Genomic DNA, 19,852 nt, shown 5'->3' with positions numbered 1-19,852 from the left:
GATTTCGAGGCCTGAGAGTGTCGCCTCGAATTGCTGAAGTACGTCGCACCCACGTTCCTAAACGCACACGCTGCCGAGGCCCGGCAACTCGTTTTGATCTTGATGGCTTGCCCCTCGCCCTACGCATGGCTGGGCCATTGGTGGAAGAGGAGATCCGCCTTAACTGGAGCGGGGTACAAGATCTATTGTCCGAACTCACGGACACAACAAGGCTGCTTTCGGAGCTTGCTCCAGAAGACCGTTATGATTCGAACACCGGCACGTTTCCCACGGTCTCCCTATTGGAGAGCGGAGCACGGAGCGTCCCGATGCTGAAACGCGGCGGCGATTTGCGAGCCTGGAAGGCTAACTTGTGCGACGAGCCAACAGCAACGTCGCTCCCAGGCCGCACATGACAGCACCCGACGCCTGTCGCGTTTTGACAATGAACGACGGTCGCTTTGCAAATCCAGCTCTCGCTTTCGCGGCCCAATAGGTGACAATTAGATCTACGCCCGTATTAAGTGCGACGGAGATGAGGCCCAAAGTGATGAATTGAGTGGCAACGTTCGCCGATGGGTCGACGAACTGCGGGATGAATGCGAGAAAGAAAGCGGCTGTCTTGGGGTTGAGCGCCTCAACGACGATGCCCTCACGGAAGGCTCGACGCGCTCCGGTTGTGTGGACGTCGGTCGGTTCGACGATACGCGCTTCGCGCCATGTTTTGATTCCCAGCCAGACGAGATACAGGCCTCCCGCGATCTTCAGCAAAGTGAAAGCCTCCGCGCTCGCCATGACGAGGGCGGAGAGGCCGACCGCGCCAGCCAGTACGTGCACAAGCCCACCGAGACCCAGACCGACGCTGGACGCCAAACCTTCGCCCCTGCCGCCGGCAAGTGTTCGCGCGACGATATAGAAAATACCCGGTCCTGGCGTGATCGCCACAAGCAGCGCCGCTGCCAAGAATAGGAGGAAAGTCTGGTATCCGAACATGGCTGCCTCTTGTTTCGGTCCGGAGCACCCCGCCTCAGGCCTGGGTGGGACAAAGAAGGCCCACGTCTAAATTCCTGGGCCTCCTTGCTCCTGCAAGCCCGGCGGGCTCTTGGATGCGGTTAGCCTGTCGTGCGCTAGCTCTCAACTTGACTACAGATACACACGTCCACATCCACGCGCAACCGATTGCCGAAGCCGCCGTTGTTGCTCTTGCGTCGTCATCTGCTGCCGCTGGTTCGCGGAATTTTGGTGTTGATTTGATATGGCACGACCTCTTTCGATTGTACTGACGTCAAGCGGGTGTCCAATCGGCGGTAGCGCCTAGTGATGACAAATCGAGCGTTCGCAGGCTCTCCGGCGTGGCGGCCAACTGGACCAGGATGCGAAAACGATCGGTGCACGTTCCAGACGGCGCAGGGGCCTCCGAAACGGCGAACCGAAAGCGCGTGGCGCTGCTACGGTTCAGCACATTTCCGGCGATGTCGGTCTTAAAAAAAATACAACGGAAATTCCCGGAGAGTTCCGACGTTGAAGTGTGCTCAAGCGGTGGAAGACCTGTTCGTTCCGAAGCGTCGTTGAAGTCGTTCGAGTCGTACCGCGCCCAGCGCGCGGTGGTGAAGAAGGCTTCGTACGGCATGAGCAGTGCGCCGGCGTAGCAGTTGGCGAGAGCGAACGTGCTAGCGGTGCGGCTTCCTCGTTGCTTAAGCGTGCCTGTCTGATCTGCCGCTCGATGCTCTCTCGCCGTTCCAGGAGGCCGATGACGTGAGCGATCCAGAACAGCCGGTTTCTACCCGGGCATCTCCGGATAGAAAAACTGTCTTGGCGTTGTTATCAACGCGCCAGATCATGCCCTTGTCAAGATCCTCTGGAGCTTGCGCCTTGCGGATCCCATACGCGTCGCGCAGAAACTTGATGAAGTCTCCACTGTGGTTCTCGGGATGGAAGTTTCGTCTCTCAGCGAGTCTTTGGGCAGCATGATCAAGCGCATCGAAATAATTCGCTTCCATCCAACCCAATTCCGGACCTCATCATAGGGAAGCGGCTCGCGGCACCCGAAGCATTCTGTGCCACGCGCGTTTGCTCGCGAGACGCAACTCATCGTCAGCCGCGATATAATTCGATCAAATACCGAGCAGACGGCTGAGCCGCATTAGTAGCTTGCGCGTGATCGGCCTTTGATCTCCTTCCATTTGGCTCAGATAGCCAGCCGAAATTCCAAGAGCGTCCGCGAGTTCGGCTTGGGTGTCCCGCGTAGTTCACGCCGCCGCGGCGGTCGGTCGCCAGCAAAGATCTTCTGAATTCTGGTCACTTTACAGACTTTACACGGTGTGCCGCAGAGTCGACTGGCACTGACTGCGCCCGGCTTCGCGTTGCATGCCCGAGACAAGGTCATGATTGCGCATGAATCATCCCCTATGCAGCATCGGTCTGTTAGGTTTTGAGATCTCAAAATGAGCTTGAGCACCCGCATGTCCTTTCGCGGAACTGATGGGCGTTTCAGGCCTTCAGGGTGATTCAGGTCGGAGGCGCTACGTGAGCTATTTCACAATGCCGGCAACGTGCCGCCAACATGATCGAAAACGCTTGGGCGAAGACCGGGACTTGAGAGACAAAGCGGGTTTTAGCGCAATTGCAGCGCCTGAGGTGGGAGAGGCTGAGCGCCGGACGGCAAGCATATCTGGACGGCGTTCGCGACGAACTCTAAGCGCGCGGTGAGCTTGTCAGATTGCTTAAGACATAAGGTCTGTTGACCTGTATTTGGTCCGGTCAGTTTCGGCCGCCACTTGCGCTGGGGGCGCACCAACCAGCTCCTCGTAGAGGCTGGGATCGGTCGCGCCCTCGGTATTAACTAAGAATACCCGTGCATCTTGTCCAAGGCCAATCCTGCCACGCAATGTGCGGTCAGAAGCAACCCTCAGCAACCCTGCAAGACCAACACCGCCACTTTCTCCTGCAACAATAGCGGGGTCTCCATCTCTGGGGTTTGCAAGGCGCTTCATAACATTTATTGCGTCCTCCTCGTCGACAGTCATGAAGGCGTCCGCTGCACGCGACAGGATGCGCCAAGCGACGAGCGAAGGTTCATAGCACTCGAGCATCGCCATCACCGTCGGCCGCTCATGAGGCACCTTGACCAGACGGCCAGCTCGAGCGCTCTCGAAGAGGCACGCTGCACGCGAGGGATCGACAACCGTAAAGAACGGACGGTTGTTGCCGAATAGAACCGAAAGATGTCCCGCTACCGCTGCGGCGATTCCGCCAACCCCGGCCTGGACGAAGACATGGGTCGGGATTTTGGCGAGCTGTCGCAGTGCTTCACTCAAGAGTGCGGTATATCCCTGCATTACAAATCCGGGGATACGCTCATAGCCCTGCCAGGACGTATCAGAGACCGTGATCCAACCCTTTTCTGCGCCAACTCGGGATGCTTCTACGACCGAGTCGTCATAGTTGCCGTTGACCCGGATCATCTGCGCACCAAAACGGGCGATTGCGTCGATACGTTCATCGCTGACCCCGGAGTGAACGAATATGGCACATTTCGCGCCAACGAGTCGGGCGCCTTGCGCGACGGACCTGCCATGATTTCCATCGGTGGCGCAGGATACCGTCATCTCCCGAGCCACGGCCATCACGTCAGGTGTCTGAAGCTCAGAGACGTCAACAGCTCGGCCGAGCCGCCGAGTTGCTTCCTCCAAGACCAGCCGGATCACGGCATAGGATCCACCCAAGGCTTTGAAACTGCCAAGCCCGAGCCGATGGCCCTCGTCTTTTATGTGGATCGAGGCCACGCCGATCTCACGAGCAAGGCCCGGCAGAGAGACGAGTGGAGTCTCTTTGTGGCCAGCGCGATGGCGTAGAAACCGCTCCACTTCGCGAGCGGCTTCGACGCTCAATATTTCTGCATCCGATGAAGCCAGGGAGGTGCCGTGTTCATTGTGCTGATTGAGAAGCAACATGGTTCGACTTTCTTGCTTGCTCGCACCATATCTGCCTTCAGGTCGTCCACTCGGAAATGCCGATGCCCGGCAGCATGATGCGCTGCTGCTACCGGGTCTGGCCGTAGTGCCGATACTCGCACTAGCCCTGGAGAGCTTCGACGTACGGGCTCAGCAGGTCAACTGTCTCCTGCAGCTCCGCGGCTTCCTGTGCTCGCAAGTGCAGGCGGCCAAGTGCAGTAAATCGATTTGCAAACAAGCTCTACATGTTCTCGGCGTCCAGTTCGGCGAGGTCGGAAAGAGCCTTGCTGCGTTTCTTGTCCCGCACGCGTTTATAGGCAAACAGGTCTTCTGCCCTGATCCTGCGATGACGGCCCACCATTCTGTAATTCATGTCACCTCGTTCCAGAAGTGAGATCAGGAACGGACGCGAAACATTCAGGTTATCCGCTGCCTGCTGCGTCGTCAGCATCTCATGCACGGGCACAAGCGACACCGCATCGCCACGCACGATTTGCCGCAACAATTCCATCAGCAGGCACGATAGGCTTGGGGGGCAGGGTGATCTCAGTAGGCTTCTTGTGCTCGTCCTGGAGCAAACGCAGCTTTACGCCGCCATGAGCATGGGACCCCAGCATCTGACGAAGCTGGTTGGCGGCCACCTTCTCGCTGGCGGAGGCAGCCGGTCAACCCCTAGCTCCTGGGCATAGGCTGGCACGGTGATTCTCGATGGGCGGTATGAAAGCACCATTCGAACCAGACGCAATAAGCGCATAAACGAAAGAAATCTCTGTCTCCCAAGGGGCCGACGGGTTGCTGTTTCAACACCTGGCCTGAACTTTCGATTGAACTGTTGAAACTATTGATATTTAAGGATAAATACAGTTTCAACAGTGGGGTCTAAAATTAGTTAGGGTCGTCGAAACCACGGATTTTCAAGAGCTTAACAATGACCAGCGCCGAGAGGTGATCAATAGTCAGCAACGGTTCCAGGCCCTACGGGACGCAAAGGAGGCCTACAATGCTCATCGGGGTTCCCTGACTTGGGCGGAGTCGAAAGGCCGCCAGTACCTCGTCCGCAGCTACTACAACAACGCAGGCGTCCGGAAGCAGGCCTCGCTGGGCGCGCGTTCCCCCGAAACTGAAAAGATGAAGGCGGACTTCGAAGCGAAACGTGCTGCTGCAGAAGACAGGGTGAAGAATTTGCGCGATACCCTGGAACGGCAAGCCGCGGTCAATCGTGCGCTCGGCTTGGGCCGCGTGCCGTTGCTGGGAGCGCGGATCATGCGCGCGCTCGACGGCTTCGGAATTCTGGGTTCCGGCATTCGGATTCTTGGGACGAACGCGATCTACGGTTACGAGGCCTCTTCCGGCGTCAGACTCGATCCAGGCTTGGCTACGACGGAAGACCTCGATCTGCTGTTCGACGCACGCGGCGGCCTTACGTTCGTCGCGGACGACGACGTCTCTGAATCATCGCTCATGAAGATACTCAAGCGAGTGGATACCAGCTTCGAACGTGCCAAGCAGACGTTCCGTGCCGTAAACCGGGATGGCTATCTCGTCGATGTGATCAAGCCAATGCGGAGCCCACCTTGGAAGAAGGCTCCAGACAAGATCGGCCTAGACCCGGAAGATCTAGCCGCTGTGCAGATCGAAGGCCTCGATTGGCTGCAGAATGCCCCCGCGTTCGAGGCGGTGGCCATCGACGAAAAAGGCGAACCGGTGCGTATCGTGGCTCCCGACCCGCGGGTTTGGGCCGCCCGTAAACTATGGCTGTCCCGTCGGCCGGACAGGGAGGCGCTAAAACGCCAACGAGATGCAGCGCAGGCTGGAGCCGTAGGCGCTCTGGTGGCGAACTATCTCACTCACCTCCCGTTCGACGCAGAGCAATTGAGGATGCTTCCGAAAGAGGTGCTCGACAGCGCGGCGCCTCTGTTCGCCAAGAAAGATAATTTTGCGCGAGCCTAGCAGCCAGTTCGGCAGCAATGGTACCGGTATATCCCGCCCATCATCAGCAGCACCATGATGCTCAGCATGCTGCTGCTCATTGCATGCCCGTGATGATGATGCCGGCAGATTTTTGGTGGGCAGGCCCCGGAAGTGGGCCGCATCCGATCTGCGAACGTACGAGCGAGCTTCAAGCACGTGGGACCGGCCGGTGCGGGCACAAGATAGATCTGCGCATCCGCTGCGTTGAGGTGGCGGAAAGTTAAACGAAGACGAAATGCAGCGCGGCAGTTCTTGGGTTGCCGTTCGGGTCAACCTCTGCCATATGATAACCGTTCCGGCCGGGCCTATAGCATCGGTTCGAACTGGCAGTGCACGAGCATCTCGGAGACCGACGCATTGTTCGGCATCATGAGCGCAGTTTCCACCAAGCGTGCGATGTCGCCCGGCTGGCTCATCTCGTGGCGCGGGATCTCGTCGTCGTTCAGCGTCATGTCCGTCGCAACGTAACCCGGGCAGACGACCGTCGCCCGAATTCCCGCCGCGCGTCCTTCGCGGCGAATGCCGTGGGTGAGTGCAACGACGGCGAACTTGGTCATCGCGTAACCAACGTTGCTTCCGACGCGCTTGCCAGCTAGCGATCCCAGATTGACGACCCGGCCATGACCGCACACGGCCAGATGGGGGAGGGTGGCTCTCACGAGGCGCAAGGGACCCTTGACGTTCACGCGCCACATCTCATCCAGCTCGTTCTCGCCCTCATCAGAGACACGGACCTTCGGATTGATGCCGGCCGCGTTGACCATAGCATCGACGCCGCCCCACCGCGCGACCGTTGCGTTGACCCAGGAGATCGGGCTCTTGACGTCTTCGGCGTCATAGTAGTGCGTCATGAGCCTCTCGCTCTCGACGAGGCGGCTCGGATCGCGAAGCCCCGCCGATACGCGAAAGCCCGACTCTAGCAGCCGGTCGACGACGGCGCGTCCGATGCCGCGCGAAGCCCCGGAGACCATGACGATCCGATTGCCGACTTCCAACACTAGTCCGTCTCCCATGGGTGAGCGAAGCGCATCGCAAAATGTAGGCGGATGCGCGCGGTGACGAGTAAGAGAAATTCACTCTGCCTGCATCGGTTGTGCTTATGGCTCGCACGCCGGACGACTTTCGGCTGGGGGATATTGGATGTCCTTATGAGGGCAGAACAAATCCGCTGTATGCGGGTGCCAATCCCTGCACGTAGCTTTCCGCCGCTCTGGCTGACGGCAAGCGAGCCTTGCGAATGGGATTTTCGGACTACCGAACGGCGTTGGTGACGGGCGCGTCCTCCGGTATCGGGGCTGCAACGGTTCGTCGCCTCCGCGCCGAGGGGCTTGAGGTTCACGCACTGGCGCGCGACGTTCGCAGGCTGGCCAGCCTATCAGCTGAGACCGGATGTCACGCAAGCGCGGTTGACGTGAACGATCTCGACGCTTTGAAGCGCCTTGCGAGTTCGGCTGAATTCGATGTTCTCGTGAACAATGCCGGCCAGTCGCGGCGCGGCACCATCTTGGATACCGCGCCTGACGATGTCGACACGCTGGTCGACGTCAATCTGCGCGCGGTTTTGCACCTGACGCGGCTGATCGCACCCAGTATGGCGCGGCGCAACCGCGGCCACGTTGTCAATGTCTCGTCGATCGCCGGCCACTATGCATTCGGCGAGAACGCCACGACATTCAACTCATCTGTGGCCTATCACGCGACGAAGGCCGGCGTTCATTCGCTGTCGCAGCAATTGCGCGTCGATCTCTACGGCACCAGCGTTCGTGTTACCGAAGTCTCACCCGGGCGTGTGGCGACGAGCATCTTCCAGAACCAGAACGCTGCCGACAATCCGGATGCCCGCTTCGTCGGGGCGTTCGAAACACTTCAATCCGAAGACATCGCCGATGCCATTGCGTTCGCGGTCGGATCGCCGGCGCGGATGAACGTCGCGACGATCGAGGTCGTACCCACGTTCCAGGTCGTCGGCGAATTGCGATTTGCGAGCCGATCCGAGGCCGCACGTTTGAAAGAGATGAGAAGTGGAGCAGACAATGCCTGAACTCGCAACCCGCCTCAAGACTGTGAAGGTGTCGGCCTCGGCGGCGATGACGGACAAGGCGCGCGAGCTCCGGGACGCCGGCGTCAAGATCGTTGGTCTGTCATCCGGCGAGCCCGATTTTCCGACGCCGCCGCACGCGATCGAGGCCGCACATCGGGCCGCCCTCGCAGGCGATACCAAGTATCCGGCGCAGCCGGGAACCGTCGCGCTGCGTACCGCGGTCCAGCGCAAGTTCAAACGCGAGAACAATCTCGACTACGGCCTCGACGAGATCCTGATCGCCAATGGCGGCAAGCAGATCATCTTCAACGCGCTGTTTGCGACCTGCAATCCCGGCGACGAGGTCGTCATTCCCGCACCGGGCTGGATCACCTATGCCGACATCGTTCTCCTTGCGGAGGGGACGCCCATCGCGGTGCCTTGCCCGGAGAACAACCAGTTCAAGCTCCGCCCCGCGGATCTGGAGACAGCCATCACGCCTAAAACGAAGTGGTTGATCCTGAATTTTCCCAACAACCCGACCGGGGCTGCCTGCACGCGCCAAGAGATGCGCGCGATCGCCGACGTCATGCTGAAGCACCCCGATGTCTGGATTCTCACCGACGACATCTATGAGCATCTCACCTATGATGGTTTCGAGTTCTGCACCATCGCAGAGGTCGAGCCGAAGCTGAAGAATCGCGTCGTGACAGTGAACGGCGCGTCCAAGGCCTACGCCATGACCGGCTGGCGGGTCGGCTATTGTGGCGGTCCCAAGGACCTGATTGAGGCGATGAACAACGTCCACGGTCAGGCGACCGGTGGAATCTGCACGGTGAGCCAGGCGGCGGCCGTCGCGGTCCTGGACGGACCGCAGGACTACCTGAAGGAGCGCGCTGACATCTATCGCGACCGGCGCGATCTGGTGGTCAAGCTGCTCAATCAGATTTCGGGTATCACCTGCCACAAGCCGCAAGGCGCCTTCTACGTGTTTCCGAACATCGCGGGCTGCATCGGCAAGACCACGAAGGCCGGCCGACGGCTGGATACCGATGCCGACTTCATTGCGGCTCTGCTGGAAGAACATCATGTCGCGGCTGTCCCGGGCAGCGCCTATGGCATGAGCCCGTACTTCCGGATTTCGTACGCGACCGATACCGAATCACTCAAGGAGGGCTGCCGACGCATCGCCAGTTTTTGCGAAGGCCTGCGCTGACCGCGCATCGGGATGGCGGCTCGCCTGGTGCAGTGCGAAAGATGCATCACGCGGCATTCATCGGCCAAGATCGGAGCAGTATGCCGAACCAATTGTCATAATCCATCCTGATGCCCCTAAACGAAGATGTTCTTGGTCCTGTAGGATGCCGACGCATAAGCTTTGTGCAGCAGAGGGGTATGCCTTGGTATCGCGCAGTCGAGGACGGCCAGCGATGACCACCAGCAACGATGCGGTGGCAGTCTTAGGTGTTCAAGCTCCACCGGCAACCCGGCGGGCATCGCGGTGGCGTCTCGCTCTCCCGGTCGGGCTTCTCGCCATCCCGATGCTGGCGTTCCTCACGTACTTCTTCTTCTATCCGGCGCTAGGGCTGCTGCTCTCAAGCATTCAGACCCAGGACAGCCGCGGTATCATTGGCCGTCCGTTCACGCTCGCGCACTACGCCCGTCTGGTCAACGTCGAGCTCTACGCGCGCGTCCTCTGGACGACGCTGCGTATCAGCATCATCACCTCGTTGCTTGCGACGGTGCTCGCCTATCCCGTCGCCCTCGTGATGGTCAAGAGCCGTCCGATGGTCACCCGCATCATCACCCTGATCGTCATCGCGCCCCTGATCGTCAGCGTCGTCGTGCGCGGATACGGCTGGCAATTGGTGCTTCAGAACGGTCCGAAGGGCATGTTGAACTGGATCCTGATGACGCTGCACGTCGTCGACGCACCGATATCGGTCCTCTACACCGAGGCCGCCGTCGTCATCGGATCCCTGCACGTGTTCTTCCCGATGATGGTTCTGCCGCTGGCCTCGGCGCTCGGCAAGATCGATCCCAACCTCGAAGATGCTGCCCGGATGCTGGGCGCGCCATGGTGGAAGGTGTTCCTCCGCGTGACGCTGCCGCTGAGCATGCCCGGTTTCGTCGCGGGCTTTACCCTGGTCTTTTCACTCACCGCCGGCTCCTTCGTCATTCCGGCGATCCTGGGCGGCGCCTCGGCGGTCATGCTCGGCAATCTGATCGAGCAGCAGATCTTCGTCGTTTACGACTGGCCGTTCGGGGCTGCGATCGCCGTCGTTCTCGTCGGCCTGGTCCTCGCGGTGAACGGCGTCTCGATGTGGCTTCTGGAAGGCCGGCGTCTCAGGAGGGCCGAGTGATGGACGAGCGGTTTTCCGGCTTCGGCGCCTTTATTCTCTACACCATCACCGCCGGCATGATGCTGTTCATCCTGGCGCCGCTGCTCCTCGTCATGGCGGTGTCAGTCTCTGATTCCTATTTCGTGACGTTCCCGCCGCAGGGCTTCACGCTGAAATGGTATGCCAAGGTTCTCCAGGACCGCGACTTCCTCGAGGCGATGAGGCTGAGCATCCTCCTTGCGCTCGGCACGACCGCGGGCTCGCTGCTGCTGGGCGTGCCGGCGTCCTTCGCGCTGGTGCGCGGCAAGTTCTTTGGTCTGGCCGCGATCAAGGGGTTCTTGCTGTCGCCGCTGATCTTCCCGGCCTTGGTCACCGGCCTGGCGCTGCTTCAGGTCCTCACCAGGCTCGGCTCGCAGGATGCGCGCCTCAACCTCCTGATCGGCCATGTGGTCGTGACGTCGCCCTATGTCATCCGTACCGTGGTCACCAGCCTCCAGCTCGTGGATGAGAACCTGGAGGACGCCGCGCGCACCCTCGGCGCGAACCGGCTGACCACCTTCTGGCGCGTGACGCTGCCGCAGATCGCCTCGGGCGTCGCCGCCGGCGGGCTGTTCGCCTTCATGGTGTCCTTCGACAATTACCCGGTCACGATGTGGCTGGCGAACTCCGAATACTCGCCCGTGCCGCTCGTCCTGATGCGGCAACTGGTCAACGTCTTTGACCCTTCCGTGCCGGCGATGTCGACGATCATCATCCTGATGGCGATCGTCGGCGTGCTGCTGCTGGAGAAACTGGTCGGCCTTCGCCGCGCGCTGGCTGCCTGATGTGCATTGGTTAGATGGAGATTGGACCCATGAAGCTGACACGTAGGACTCTCATTAAGGCCGGTGCATCCGCGGTTGCTTTCCCGACGATCATCAGCCGGTCGTGGGCGCAGGACGCCAAGCAACTGCACGTCGGCGTCTACAACTCCGCGCTGGGCAAGCTTATCCAGAAGGAGGTCATTCCCAAGTTCGAGGCCGAGTTCAAGTGCCGCGTCTTCACGATCGAAGGCGCGACGCTCTCCAACATCGCCGCTCTGCGCGCGACCCGCGACACGCCGCGCTTCAGCATGATGATGATGGACGATGTCGGCATCCCCCAGGCCAAGCAGGAAGGGTTGATCGACAAGCTCGACGCCGGGAAAATTCCCAACGTCGAGAAGGTTTATAAGCGGTACCTGTTCGAGGATGGCTACGGCGTCGGATTCTCGATCTCGAGCGCGGCCATGTTCATCAATCCGCAGGTGACGAAGCCGCTCGAGAGCTATGAGCAGATCTTCGACGCGAAATACCGCAAGCAGATCCTCTTGAACACGCCCAAGAACACCCAGAGCGTCTTGATGCTCATCGTGGCCACGGCGCTCACGACCGGCAAGCCGCTGCAGGAGGCGCAATATCTGGTCGATAGCGGCTGGGACAAGCTCGCCGCTCTCAAGCCCAATGTCCTGACGATCTACGACAGCGAGGCACAGGTGCTCCAGGTGGCCCAGGGCCAGGCGACGATCGGCGGCATCGAATACTCGAAGGCGATCTATCCGCACACGGCGAGGGGCATGCCGATTGACATGACCTTCCCGAAGGAAGGCGCCTTCACCGGCATCAACAGCATGACTCTGGTCAAGAATGCGCCTGAGCCCGAGCTCGCCTGTGCCCTGATCAACCGCATTCTGGAGCCCTCGGTCGCCAAGATGCTGTCCGAGCAGACGCTCAGCGCGCCCTCGGTCGGCGGCATCGACTTCAAGCCGGAGACGGCCAAGTTCCTGGCCTATCCCGACACCAAGGCGACCGATCTCGGACTGTTCACGCCGGATTGGAAGTTCATCGTTCCCCGCCGCGGCCCGTGGCTGGAGCGCTATAATCAGGTGTTTACGAGCTAGGACAGGTGCCATGAGGTCTTCCGAAGTCAGGCTTGACCGCCTCAGCAAGGAATATAACCGCACCGTTGCGGTCGACGACGTCTCGCTCATGATCGAGCCCGGCCATATGGTCGCGCTGCTCGGTCCGAGCGGGTGCGGCAAGACGACCTGCCTCCGCATGATCGCGGGGCTGATCCGCCCGACATCCGGCGACGTCTTCGTGAATGACAAGAGGATGACGGATGTTCCCGTGCATCGACGCAACGTCGGGATGCTGTTCCAGAACTACGCGCTGTTTCCTCATCTGACCGTCGAGGAGAACATCGCCTTCGGCCTCGAGATGCGCGGCATATCCAAGGCCGATGCCGCAAGGAAGGTGGGCGAGGCGCTCAGCCTCGTGCAGCTCTCCAGCTTCGGCAAGCGCTATCCGGCGCAGCTCTCCGGCGGCCAGCAGCAGCGCGTCGCATTGGGGCGGGCCCTCGTGATCGAGCCGGCCATGCTGCTGCTCGACGAGCCGCTCGGGGCGCTCGACAAGGGGCTTCGCGAGAGCATGCAGGTCGAGCTGCGCGCGCTTCAGCGCAGGCTCGGCCTGACCACAATCATGGTGACCCACGACCAGGACGAGGCCCTGACGATGGCCGACAAGATCGTGGTCATGCGCGACGGCAAGCTCGAGCAGGTCGGTTCGGCGACGGAAATCTACCAGCGTCCGGCCTCGAAATTCGTCGCGCAGTTCATCGGCGCGTCAAATCTGTTTCAGGGGCCCGTCGAGCAGCGCAACGGAAGCGGAGCGGTCATTCGTGTCTCGCCCGAACTCAGCCTTCAGGTTGATCAGATCCCGTCGTCGGCCAGCGACGTGATGGTTTCGATCAGGCCCGAGGCGATCGTGGTCGAGCGTGTTGGCCAGAGCCCGGCAGCGCAGAGTGCCAACAGCGTGACGGCGCGCGTCGACCAGGCCATCTATCGGGGATTCGTCAGTCATTACTATCTCAAGACACCGAGTGGCGGCCAGATCATTGTGTTCGAGCAGAACCAGTCGCAGCAGGCCGGGCTCCGATACGCGGTGGGCGAGGAAGTCGTGGCGCGGTGGGAGTCGCCGAGCAATCACGTCATTGCGCGTCACTGAAACCGGAGGCGAGTGCAGCGTCTTGCGGGCAATCGACATCCCTTATACCCGCAGACGAACATCGTCTTGGATCGGCTTGCGCTGCTTGGCTAGATCTAAAGCATGATCCGGAAAAGTGCGAAGCGGTTTTCCGAAAAGATCATGCGTAACAACAACCTGGAGCGCGATGGCGATTCATCCAAATCTCATCGCGCTTTAGGGGTGGCAGCGCCACGGGCGTTCGACCAGCGAGGCCCTTTTGTCGATTAATCAGCCCAACGCTCCTTTTGTCGGCACGATCGAGAAAAGCCCGAAGATCAGCCTGATCGGCACGCTTGCGATGCTGGTCGAGGCACCGGGTGATTTCGACCTGGTGCAGCAGGGCCGCATCTGGGCCCTTGCGGATGCGGTTTCCACCTGGCCCAACGTCCAGGAGGCTGTCATTGGCGTCACCAATGTGATGCTCGTATTCGAGCAGCCGCCGGCGGATATCGGCATGCTCAGTGCTTCGATCGTCGAGCTGTGGCATCGTGTGCCCGGCCGCAAGGCCGACGGGAAGCTCATCGAGATTCCCGTGGTCTATGGCGGCGAGCTCGGCTTCGATTTGCCGGCAGTCGCAAGCCGCGCCGGACTGCCGGAGCGCGACGTCATCAGGATTCACAGCGAAGGCGAATACACCGTCTGTGCGGTCGCGAGCTCGCCGGGGTTCGGCTATCTTCACGGCCTCGATCCGCGCATCACCATGCCGCGCAAATCCGTGCCGTCGCTCAACATGCGCGCAGGCTCGGTGACCATCGGTGGGATGCAGACGGGCGTCGCGGTGCTGACAAGTCCGAATGGATGGAATGCCATCGGTTGGGCCTCGATCGTGATGTTCGATCCGAATTCCGAGCAGCCCTCGCTCATGCTTCCGGGCGACCGTGTCAAATTCAGGATCGATCGGATCGAGCTGTGATCGAGATCCTGGCCAGCCCCGCCTTCAACACGATCCAGGACCTGGGCCGTCACGGCGCGCGCCGTTTCGGCGTGAGCACCTCGGGCGCCATGGATCCCGTCGCGCTCGCCGCCGGCAATGCGCTGCTCGGCAACGACGACAATGCGGCCGGCATCGAGATCCAGACCTTTCCGTTCCGCCTGCGCTTTTCGGCCGAGACGGCATTTGCGCTCACCGGCGCGGATCACGACGCGACACTGGCGGGATTGCCCGTTCGGCCGTGGTGGTGCACGCGCGCGAAGGCGGGCGACGTTCTCGCGATCACCGCGCCGCGGCGTGGTGCGCGGGTCTACACGACGTTCGGCGGCGGTGTCGATGTTCCGCGCGTGCTGGGTTCGCGCAGTACGCATGTACGCGGCGGCTTCGGCGGGCTCGAGGGCCGTACCTTGCAGGCGGGCGACGTCGTGCCGATCGGGAGTTCGTCGCACAGCGGCGAGGGCCGCTTCGACTTCGGCGTCGCGCCGCCGGATGTCGCGATCGAAGGCGCCGCTCCAGCGGATGATCGCGTGCTGCGGATACGCGTGATGCGGGCAGGCGAGTACGACCTGTTTTCCGAGGCGATGCAGGCGACGTTCTGGTCGACGCGATGGAAGATCAGCGCTCAGAGCGATCGAGGCGGCTACCGCCTCGCCGGCGGCAAGCTGACATTGGACGCGCCGGTCGAGATGCGCTCACACGGTGTGGTGGCCGGCGTCGTGCAGGTGCCGCCGGCCGGCGAGCCGATCATCCAGATGAGCGATGCCAATACGGCCGGTGGCTATCCTAAGATGGCGGCCGTGATCCAGGCCGACCTCTGGCGCCTCGGCCAGGCGGCACCGGGATCGGTCATCGCCTTCAGTGAGGTGAGCTATCAGGACGCGGTCGCGGCCATGGCTCCCGTCAACGACTATCTCGCGAAGCTACGCGCGACCGCGGATCTCTATCGAGCGCTTTGAGTGGACGTCAACAATAACAAGAGCAGGGTACGAACATGAAAATCGGCATCAATTCGGACATGGGCGAAGGTTTTGGCAACTATCGCATCTGCGACGACGAGGCGCTGATGGGTATAATCTCGTCGGCCAACGTCGCGTGCGGTTTCCACGCCGGCGATCCCATCATCATGGATCGCATGGTTCGCCTGGCAAAGCAGAAGGGGGTCGAGGTCGGCGCCCATCCCGGCCTGCCTGACTTGCTCGGATTTGGCCGCCGCGTGATCCAGATGGATGCCGCCGAGCTCGAGAAGCACATGGTCTATCAGATCGGCGCCTTGCAGGCGATCGCGGCCAATGCGGGCCATCGCGTGACCCATGTCAGCTTCCACGCCGCGATGGGCAACATGGTCAATGCCGACCCTGACATGGCCGATGTCGTTGCCCGTGCGATTGCGACCATCAATCGCGATTTCATCGTGTTCTCGCAGCCTGACGCCGAGATCGTGCGCGCCGCGCGCAAGGTGGGCCTGCGCATCCTCACTCTGTTCCTGGCTGATCGCGCCTATGACGAGCACGGCCACCTGGTGTCCCGCAAGCTTCCGAACTCGGTCATCACCTCGACCGAGGCGGTGGCCGAGCGGGTCAAGCGCTTCCTCGACAGCGGCACCGTGGGGACCATAGAGGGCAAGTCGATCAAGGTCGAGGCGCGCTCGATCCTGATCCACAGCGACACGCCCGGATCGGTCAACCTTGCCGGCACGGTGCGCCGCGTGATCGAGCAGGGCGGCGGCGAAGTCACGCCGGCAACCGTGCTGCTCAACTGAGCGGGCGGATGCGCACAATCGGTGTGCCGTAGCCGACCGTTGCACCGGTCTGCGCGATCACGGCATCGACGGTGCCGGCGGCCGGCGCCACGATAGGCGCATACAAGAGCCCGATCTTGACGAGGCCGACGATCGCGCCGGCCTCGATGCGCTGGCCCTGTGCGACGAACGGCTTGTCCCGCCAGGGATGAGCCGCAAGGAAATGCCCTGCGACGTCGGCTTTGGCGATGACGGAATGGTCGGCGGCGGAGGCGGCAAGCGTCGGCGATACGGCCATTCGCGGTCCCGTGTCGACGACGAGCTTCAGGGACTGGCCGGGCTCCTCGATCTCGATCGTGTCGACCCCGGACCTTTCGAGGATCTGCGCCAGACGCGCGATGTCGGTCAGCTCGATCCGCATGTTCGGGTCTCCTCGACAAGGCGCACATTGGTCCTGAGCCGATCGAGATAGGTCGACATCTCGGCTTCGGCTGCCAGCGCATCGGCGTAAGCAGCTTGCTCGAACCGCATACTGCTGCCGAGCCGGGCCTGCCCGACGCGCCACAGATCGGCGCCGATCACGGTTGCGATCTTCGGGTAGCCGCCGGACGTCTGCGCGTCGCGCATCTGGATGATCGGCTGTCCGTTCGGCGGAATCTGGATGACGCCGGGGACGATTCCGTGCGAGCGCTTCTCGATCGGTGCCTTCGGCTTCACGGCGGGGCCTTGCAGGCGGTAGCCGTAACGGTTGCTCTGCGGCGTGATCTTCCAGCTGCTGGACCAGAACAGCGCCTGCGTGGCGGCGTCGAACCCGTGATACTCGCCGGCAATCACGACCCTGACGATGGTCTCATCCGCGGCGGTGTTCGGCCGCGCCAGCGTGATCTCGGCCGGCTCGACCCCGAGCTCGTCGATGGTAGCGGTGGATGCCGCAGAGGGCAGGATGTCGCCCACCTGGAGCGGCCGTCCGTGCCAACCGCCGAACTCGCCGCGAAACTGGGTGCTGCGCGAGCCCAGCACCATGGGCACGTCGATGCCGCCGCCGATGGTCAGATAGAGCCGTGCGCCGCGGGGCATCGCCTTGATTGTCAGAATATCTCCGGCACGGGCGTGCGACCGCCACCATGGCGGGATCACGCGTCCTGCGATCTCGGCCTCGACACCGGCGCCCGTGAGAGCAAAGGCCATGTCCCGGCCGAAACGAAGCTTGAACGGCAGCATCGGAATTTCGATGCCGGCGGCGTTCTCGTCGTTGTCGAGAAGGATGTTGCCGGCACGCAGGGCGACATCGTCCATCGCACCCGACGTGCCGACCCCGAAGCGATACTGGTCGAAGCGGCCAAGATCCTGGACGCTGGCTGGCCCTGTGACTGACAGGATCTCGATCACCGGATCACCCGTTCGATCTCGAACCGGATCGTATCACCCGGCGCGAGCGCAGCCGGCGTCGGCCAGGACGGATCGAAGAAGGTCCAGCTCGTATGCCCGATGGCGTGCCAGCCGCTGGGGCCGGGCGATGCGGAGACACCGGTCTGCGATCCGCCGATCGACACCGAGCCGCCCGCGGAGCGTTGCAGCGGCGTCTGCCGCCGCGGCATGGTGATGCGCGGGTCCATGCCGCCGAGATAGCAATAGCCGGGATGGCTGCCGAGCGCGAACACCGTGTAGAGCGGGGCGGCATGGATCGAGACCACGTCGTCGACAGACAGGCCGCAATTATCGGCGACGGACTGAAGCTGCGATCCGATCTCGCCGCCATAGGTGACAGGCAGCCTGATCTCGCGGCCGCCGATCGCGAGGCCTTCCGCCGCGTCCCAGCCGTCGTTGAGCGCGGCGACCAGGGTGTCGAGCTCGCGCGGAGGCGTCTCGAAAGTCAGCATCATGTTGGTGATGCCAGGAATGGCCTCGCGGATTCCGGGCCATTTCGATGCAGTGGCCGCCAGCGCCCAGATGCGCCGCTGGTGCGGCAGGTCGAACGCGCCGGGTGCCTCGAATAGGAGCGCCGATGTCCCGAGCAGGCTGATCCGCGGCCGGTCGGACGCCGTCATTGCGCGGCCACCTTCGCATTCATCCAGTGCTCGAGATGGTGGATGTCGTAGCCGCCCCGGCAGAAGGTCGGATCGGTGAGGATCGCCTGGTGGAGCGGCACATTGGTTCGGATGCCTTCGGCGCGCAGCTCGGACAAGGCGACGCGCGCACGCGCCATAGCTTCGTCGCGGGTGCCGCCGTGGGCAATCAGCTTGCCGATCAGTGAGTCGTAGTGCCGTGGAACGGTGGCGCCGGCGGTGATATGCGAATCGACGCGGATGCCGATGCCGCCGGGAACATCCCAGCGCGTTATCGTGCCCGGCGAGGGCGCGAAGGTCATGGGGTCTTCGGCATTGATGCGGAATTCAATGGCATGGCCGATACGTGCGATGTCGCCTTGCACGATGCCCAACGGCTCGCCTTGCGCGATCTGGATCTGCGCCTTGACGATGTCGATGCCCGTCGTCATCTCGGTGACGGGATGCTCCACCTGGACGCGCGTGTTCATCTCGATGAAGAAGAACTGTCCGTCCTCGTAAAGGAATTCGAAGGTGCCGGCACCGCGATAGCCAATCCCCCGGCAGGCCTCGACGCAGCTCGCGCCTACCTGCTCGATCAGCGCGCGGTCGATACCTGGCGCGGGAGCTTCCTCGACTACTTTTTGGTTCCTGCGCTGGAGCGAGCAGTCGCGGTCGCCGAGCCAGAGATGGTTGTCATGTTGATCGCACAGCACCTGGATCTCGATATGGCGCGGCTTTTCAAGGAATTTCTCGATATAGACCGCAGCGTTTTTGAAGGCCTTGCTGGCTTCCGCGCGGGTCAGCGCCAACGCCTCGTCCAGCGCGGCCTCGCTGCGCACGATCCGCATGCCGCGTCCGCCGCCGCCGCCGGCGGCCTTGATGATGACGGGGTATCCGATGTCGCGCGCGATCGCGCGCACCTCGGCCGGATCATCCGGTAGGGCGCTGTCCGGCCCGGGCACGCAAGGCACGCCCGCCAGCCGCATCGCGCGCTTGGCCGCGACCTTGTCGCCCATGATCCGGATACAATCGGCCGGCGGACCGATGAAGGTGAGGCCGGCGCGCACGACCCGATCGGCGAACTCTGCACTCTCCGAGAGGAAGCCGTAACCCGGGTGAATGGCCTGCGCGCCGCTGACCTCTGCTGCGAGCAGGATCGCCGCAACGTTGAGATAGGTGTTGCTCGCCGGTGCGGGCCCGATGCAAAGTGCCTCATCGGCGAGCGCGACATAGCGCGCGCCGCGATCAGCTTCAGAGTGAATGACGACCGTCTTGAGACCCATCGCCCGACAGGCGCGTTGGATGCGAAACGCGATCTCGCCGCGATTGGCGATCAGGACCTTGTCGAACATCAGGATGAATCCGCAGGACCGATCCGGAACAGGGCTTGCCCCGCTGCGATCTCCTCACCGTTCTCCGCGAGGACCGCAAGCACGACGCCGGGCGCCTCGGCGGCGATATCGATGAAGGTCTTCATCGCTTCGATGATGCAGATCTTCTGCCCAGCCTCGATCCGCGCGCCGACCTCGACCAGCGGCGGCTCGTCCGGCGCCGCAGCCCGGAAGAAGATGCCATGCATCGGTGCTGGCACGACGATGTCGGCGTTGGCCTCGGGAGCTGGGCTTTCCCTGTGATGGAGAGCAGGGGCCTCAACCTCGACCCCGTTTGCAGGCTGCGCCGGGGCCGCAGGAGCTCCTGCAGACGCTCGCTTGAGGATGCGGATGCGGGTGCCGTCCTGCGTGAGGTCCAGCTCCGCGATGGAGGAGCGCGTAACGAGGTCGACGAGTTGTTCGATTTTGGCGAGGTCCACAGTCACGTTCCGCGTT

The 19,852-nt window shown here is 62.2% G+C and carries 20 protein-coding genes and 2 pseudogenes; 10 read left to right on the top strand and 12 right to left on the bottom strand.

The annotated features are described in order from the left end of the window. Window positions 1-345: 345 nt before the first annotated feature. The 6 genes and pseudogenes from AC24YW_RS27785 to AC24YW_RS27760 all read right to left on the bottom strand — a co-directional run bounded on the left by AC24YW_RS27785 (window position 346) and on the right by AC24YW_RS27760 (window position 4,635). Window positions 346-972 carry a LysE family translocator gene (locus AC24YW_RS27785; protein WP_487485717.1) on the bottom strand — a complete coding sequence of 209 codons (627 nt, stop codon included), beginning with the start codon at window positions 970-972 and terminating at the stop codon, window positions 346-348. A gap of 218 nt (window positions 973-1,190) precedes the next feature. Then, the gene (locus AC24YW_RS27780; protein ID WP_487485716.1) at window positions 1,191-1,373 is read right to left on the bottom strand and encodes a hypothetical protein; all 183 of its coding nucleotides are present in this window, start codon (window positions 1,371-1,373) and stop codon (window positions 1,191-1,193) included. Between the two features lie 300 nt (window positions 1,374-1,673). Beyond that, a complete protein-coding gene (locus AC24YW_RS27775) occupies window positions 1,674-1,979 on the bottom strand; it encodes a hypothetical protein (protein WP_487485715.1) in 306 nt (101 codons plus the stop codon). A gap of 114 nt (window positions 1,980-2,093) precedes the next feature. Continuing rightward, window positions 2,094-2,204, bottom strand: a pseudogene (locus AC24YW_RS27770) (helix-turn-helix domain-containing protein); the annotation flags it as partial. A gap of 498 nt (window positions 2,205-2,702) precedes the next feature. Beyond that, entirely contained in the window at window positions 2,703-3,932 is a 1,230-nt protein-coding gene (locus AC24YW_RS27765; RefSeq protein WP_271623838.1) for a diaminopropionate ammonia-lyase, read from the bottom strand. A 241-nt stretch (window positions 3,933-4,173) separates the two neighbouring features. Then, window positions 4,174-4,635: pseudogene (locus AC24YW_RS27760) on the bottom strand (excisionase family DNA-binding protein). 242 nt (window positions 4,636-4,877) lie between these two features. Between AC24YW_RS27760 and AC24YW_RS27755 the strand changes: the two are divergent. Beyond that, window positions 4,878-5,882, top strand: coding sequence for a GSU2403 family nucleotidyltransferase fold protein (locus AC24YW_RS27755; RefSeq protein ID WP_487485714.1), 1,005 nt, complete (start codon window positions 4,878-4,880; stop codon window positions 5,880-5,882). A gap of 326 nt (window positions 5,883-6,208) precedes the next feature. Here the strand turns inward: AC24YW_RS27755 and AC24YW_RS27750 are convergent, their stop codons facing one another. Further along, a complete protein-coding gene (locus AC24YW_RS27750; protein WP_271595771.1) occupies window positions 6,209-6,901 on the bottom strand; it encodes an SDR family NAD(P)-dependent oxidoreductase in 693 nt (230 codons plus the stop codon). A 239-nt stretch (window positions 6,902-7,140) separates the two neighbouring features. On the opposite strand from AC24YW_RS27750, the gene AC24YW_RS27745 reads away from it, so the two are divergent. From AC24YW_RS27745 to AC24YW_RS27705, 9 genes are all read left to right on the top strand, one after another. Next, window positions 7,141-7,944, top strand: a complete 804-nt coding sequence (locus AC24YW_RS27745; RefSeq protein WP_487485713.1) for an SDR family oxidoreductase — start codon at window positions 7,141-7,143, stop codon at window positions 7,942-7,944. Further along, the gene (locus tag AC24YW_RS27740) at window positions 7,937-9,139 is read left to right on the top strand and encodes a pyridoxal phosphate-dependent aminotransferase (RefSeq protein WP_271595769.1); all 1,203 of its coding nucleotides are present in this window, start codon (window positions 7,937-7,939) and stop codon (window positions 9,137-9,139) included. The genes AC24YW_RS27745 and AC24YW_RS27740 overlap by 8 nt, the downstream gene beginning before the upstream one ends. A gap of 214 nt (window positions 9,140-9,353) precedes the next feature. Continuing rightward, entirely contained in the window at window positions 9,354-10,286 is a 933-nt protein-coding gene (locus AC24YW_RS27735) for an ABC transporter permease (RefSeq protein WP_271595768.1), read from the top strand. Further along, window positions 10,286-11,089, top strand: a complete 804-nt coding sequence (locus tag AC24YW_RS27730; protein WP_192893110.1) for an ABC transporter permease — start codon at window positions 10,286-10,288, stop codon at window positions 11,087-11,089. Before AC24YW_RS27735 ends, AC24YW_RS27730 begins: the two co-directional genes overlap by 1 nt. A 29-nt stretch (window positions 11,090-11,118) precedes the next feature. After that, on the top strand, window positions 11,119-12,183 hold the full coding sequence (locus tag AC24YW_RS27725; RefSeq protein ID WP_487485712.1) for an extracellular solute-binding protein: 1,065 nt from the start codon (window positions 11,119-11,121) through the stop codon (window positions 12,181-12,183). Window positions 12,184-12,193: 10 nt separating this feature from the next. Continuing rightward, the gene (locus AC24YW_RS27720) at window positions 12,194-13,288 is read left to right on the top strand and encodes an ABC transporter ATP-binding protein (protein ID WP_271595767.1); all 1,095 of its coding nucleotides are present in this window, start codon (window positions 12,194-12,196) and stop codon (window positions 13,286-13,288) included. Between the two features lie 238 nt (window positions 13,289-13,526). Continuing rightward, window positions 13,527-14,222: a 5-oxoprolinase subunit PxpB gene (gene pxpB, locus AC24YW_RS27715; protein ID WP_271595766.1), complete on the top strand. Its 696-nt coding sequence runs from the start codon at window positions 13,527-13,529 to the stop codon at window positions 14,220-14,222. After that, window positions 14,219-15,196, top strand: coding sequence for a 5-oxoprolinase subunit C family protein (locus AC24YW_RS27710; protein ID WP_271595765.1), 978 nt, complete (start codon window positions 14,219-14,221; stop codon window positions 15,194-15,196). The genes pxpB (AC24YW_RS27715) and AC24YW_RS27710 overlap by 4 nt, the downstream gene beginning before the upstream one ends. Before the next feature lie 35 nt (window positions 15,197-15,231). Next, window positions 15,232-15,999, top strand: a complete 768-nt coding sequence (locus AC24YW_RS27705; protein WP_271595764.1) for a LamB/YcsF family protein — start codon at window positions 15,232-15,234, stop codon at window positions 15,997-15,999. On the opposite strand, the gene AC24YW_RS27700 is transcribed toward AC24YW_RS27705, so the two are convergent. The 5 genes from AC24YW_RS27700 to AC24YW_RS27680 are packed head-to-tail and all read right to left on the bottom strand — an operon-like array spanning window position 15,992 to window position 19,836. After that, window positions 15,992-16,399, bottom strand: a complete 408-nt coding sequence (locus tag AC24YW_RS27700) for an acetyl-CoA carboxylase biotin carboxyl carrier protein (protein WP_271595763.1) — start codon at window positions 16,397-16,399, stop codon at window positions 15,992-15,994. The two genes, AC24YW_RS27705 and AC24YW_RS27700, sit on opposite strands and share 8 nt — an antisense overlap. Then, window positions 16,384-17,367 (bottom strand): 5-oxoprolinase subunit C family protein, encoded by a 984-nt coding sequence (locus tag AC24YW_RS27695; protein ID WP_271623842.1) that lies wholly within the window; start codon window positions 17,365-17,367, stop codon window positions 16,384-16,386. Before AC24YW_RS27695 ends, AC24YW_RS27700 begins: the two co-directional genes overlap by 16 nt. After that, window positions 17,364-18,026, bottom strand: a complete 663-nt coding sequence (pxpB, locus tag AC24YW_RS27690; protein WP_271595761.1) for a 5-oxoprolinase subunit PxpB — start codon at window positions 18,024-18,026, stop codon at window positions 17,364-17,366. Before pxpB (AC24YW_RS27690) ends, AC24YW_RS27695 begins: the two co-directional genes overlap by 4 nt. Further along, complete coding sequence (accC, locus tag AC24YW_RS27685) at window positions 18,023-19,378, bottom strand: acetyl-CoA carboxylase biotin carboxylase subunit (protein ID WP_487485711.1); 1,356 nt, start codon at window positions 19,376-19,378, stop codon at window positions 18,023-18,025. The genes pxpB (AC24YW_RS27690) and accC overlap by 4 nt, the downstream gene beginning before the upstream one ends. Beyond that, window positions 19,378-19,836: an acetyl-CoA carboxylase biotin carboxyl carrier protein gene (locus tag AC24YW_RS27680; RefSeq protein WP_487485710.1), complete on the bottom strand. Its 459-nt coding sequence runs from the start codon at window positions 19,834-19,836 to the stop codon at window positions 19,378-19,380. The genes accC and AC24YW_RS27680 overlap by 1 nt, the downstream gene beginning before the upstream one ends. Between the last annotated feature and the right edge of the window lie 16 nt (window positions 19,837-19,852).

The organism is Bradyrhizobium sp. USDA3516, from assembly GCF_057651995.1.
This window is presented reverse-complemented; position numbering and strand designations above follow the sequence as displayed.

Coding starts and splice junctions, on each gene's coding strand:
- AC24YW_RS27745 (WP_487485713.1), top strand. CDS start 7,141: ATGGGATTTTCGGACTACCGAACGGCGTTGGTGACGGGCGCGTCCTCC.
- AC24YW_RS27775 (WP_487485715.1), bottom strand. CDS start 1,979: ATGGAAGCGAATTATTTCGATGCGCTTGATCATGCTGCCCAAAGACTC.
- AC24YW_RS27785 (WP_487485717.1), bottom strand. CDS start 972: ATGTTCGGATACCAGACTTTCCTCCTATTCTTGGCAGCGGCGCTGCTT.
- accC (WP_487485711.1), bottom strand. CDS start 19,378: ATGTTCGACAAGGTCCTGATCGCCAATCGCGGCGAGATCGCGTTTCGC.
- AC24YW_RS27735 (WP_271595768.1), top strand. CDS start 9,354: ATGACCACCAGCAACGATGCGGTGGCAGTCTTAGGTGTTCAAGCTCCA.
- AC24YW_RS27730 (WP_192893110.1), top strand. CDS start 10,286: ATGGACGAGCGGTTTTCCGGCTTCGGCGCCTTTATTCTCTACACCATC.
- AC24YW_RS27700 (WP_271595763.1), bottom strand. CDS start 16,399: ATGCGGATCGAGCTGACCGACATCGCGCGTCTGGCGCAGATCCTCGAA.
- pxpB (WP_271595761.1), bottom strand. CDS start 18,026: ATGACGGCGTCCGACCGGCCGCGGATCAGCCTGCTCGGGACATCGGCG.
- AC24YW_RS27740 (WP_271595769.1), top strand. CDS start 7,937: ATGCCTGAACTCGCAACCCGCCTCAAGACTGTGAAGGTGTCGGCCTCG.
- AC24YW_RS27720 (WP_271595767.1), top strand. CDS start 12,194: ATGAGGTCTTCCGAAGTCAGGCTTGACCGCCTCAGCAAGGAATATAAC.
- AC24YW_RS27705 (WP_271595764.1), top strand. CDS start 15,232: ATGAAAATCGGCATCAATTCGGACATGGGCGAAGGTTTTGGCAACTAT.
- AC24YW_RS27765 (WP_271623838.1), bottom strand. CDS start 3,932: ATGTTGCTTCTCAATCAGCACAATGAACACGGCACCTCCCTGGCTTCA.
- AC24YW_RS27725 (WP_487485712.1), top strand. CDS start 11,119: ATGAAGCTGACACGTAGGACTCTCATTAAGGCCGGTGCATCCGCGGTT.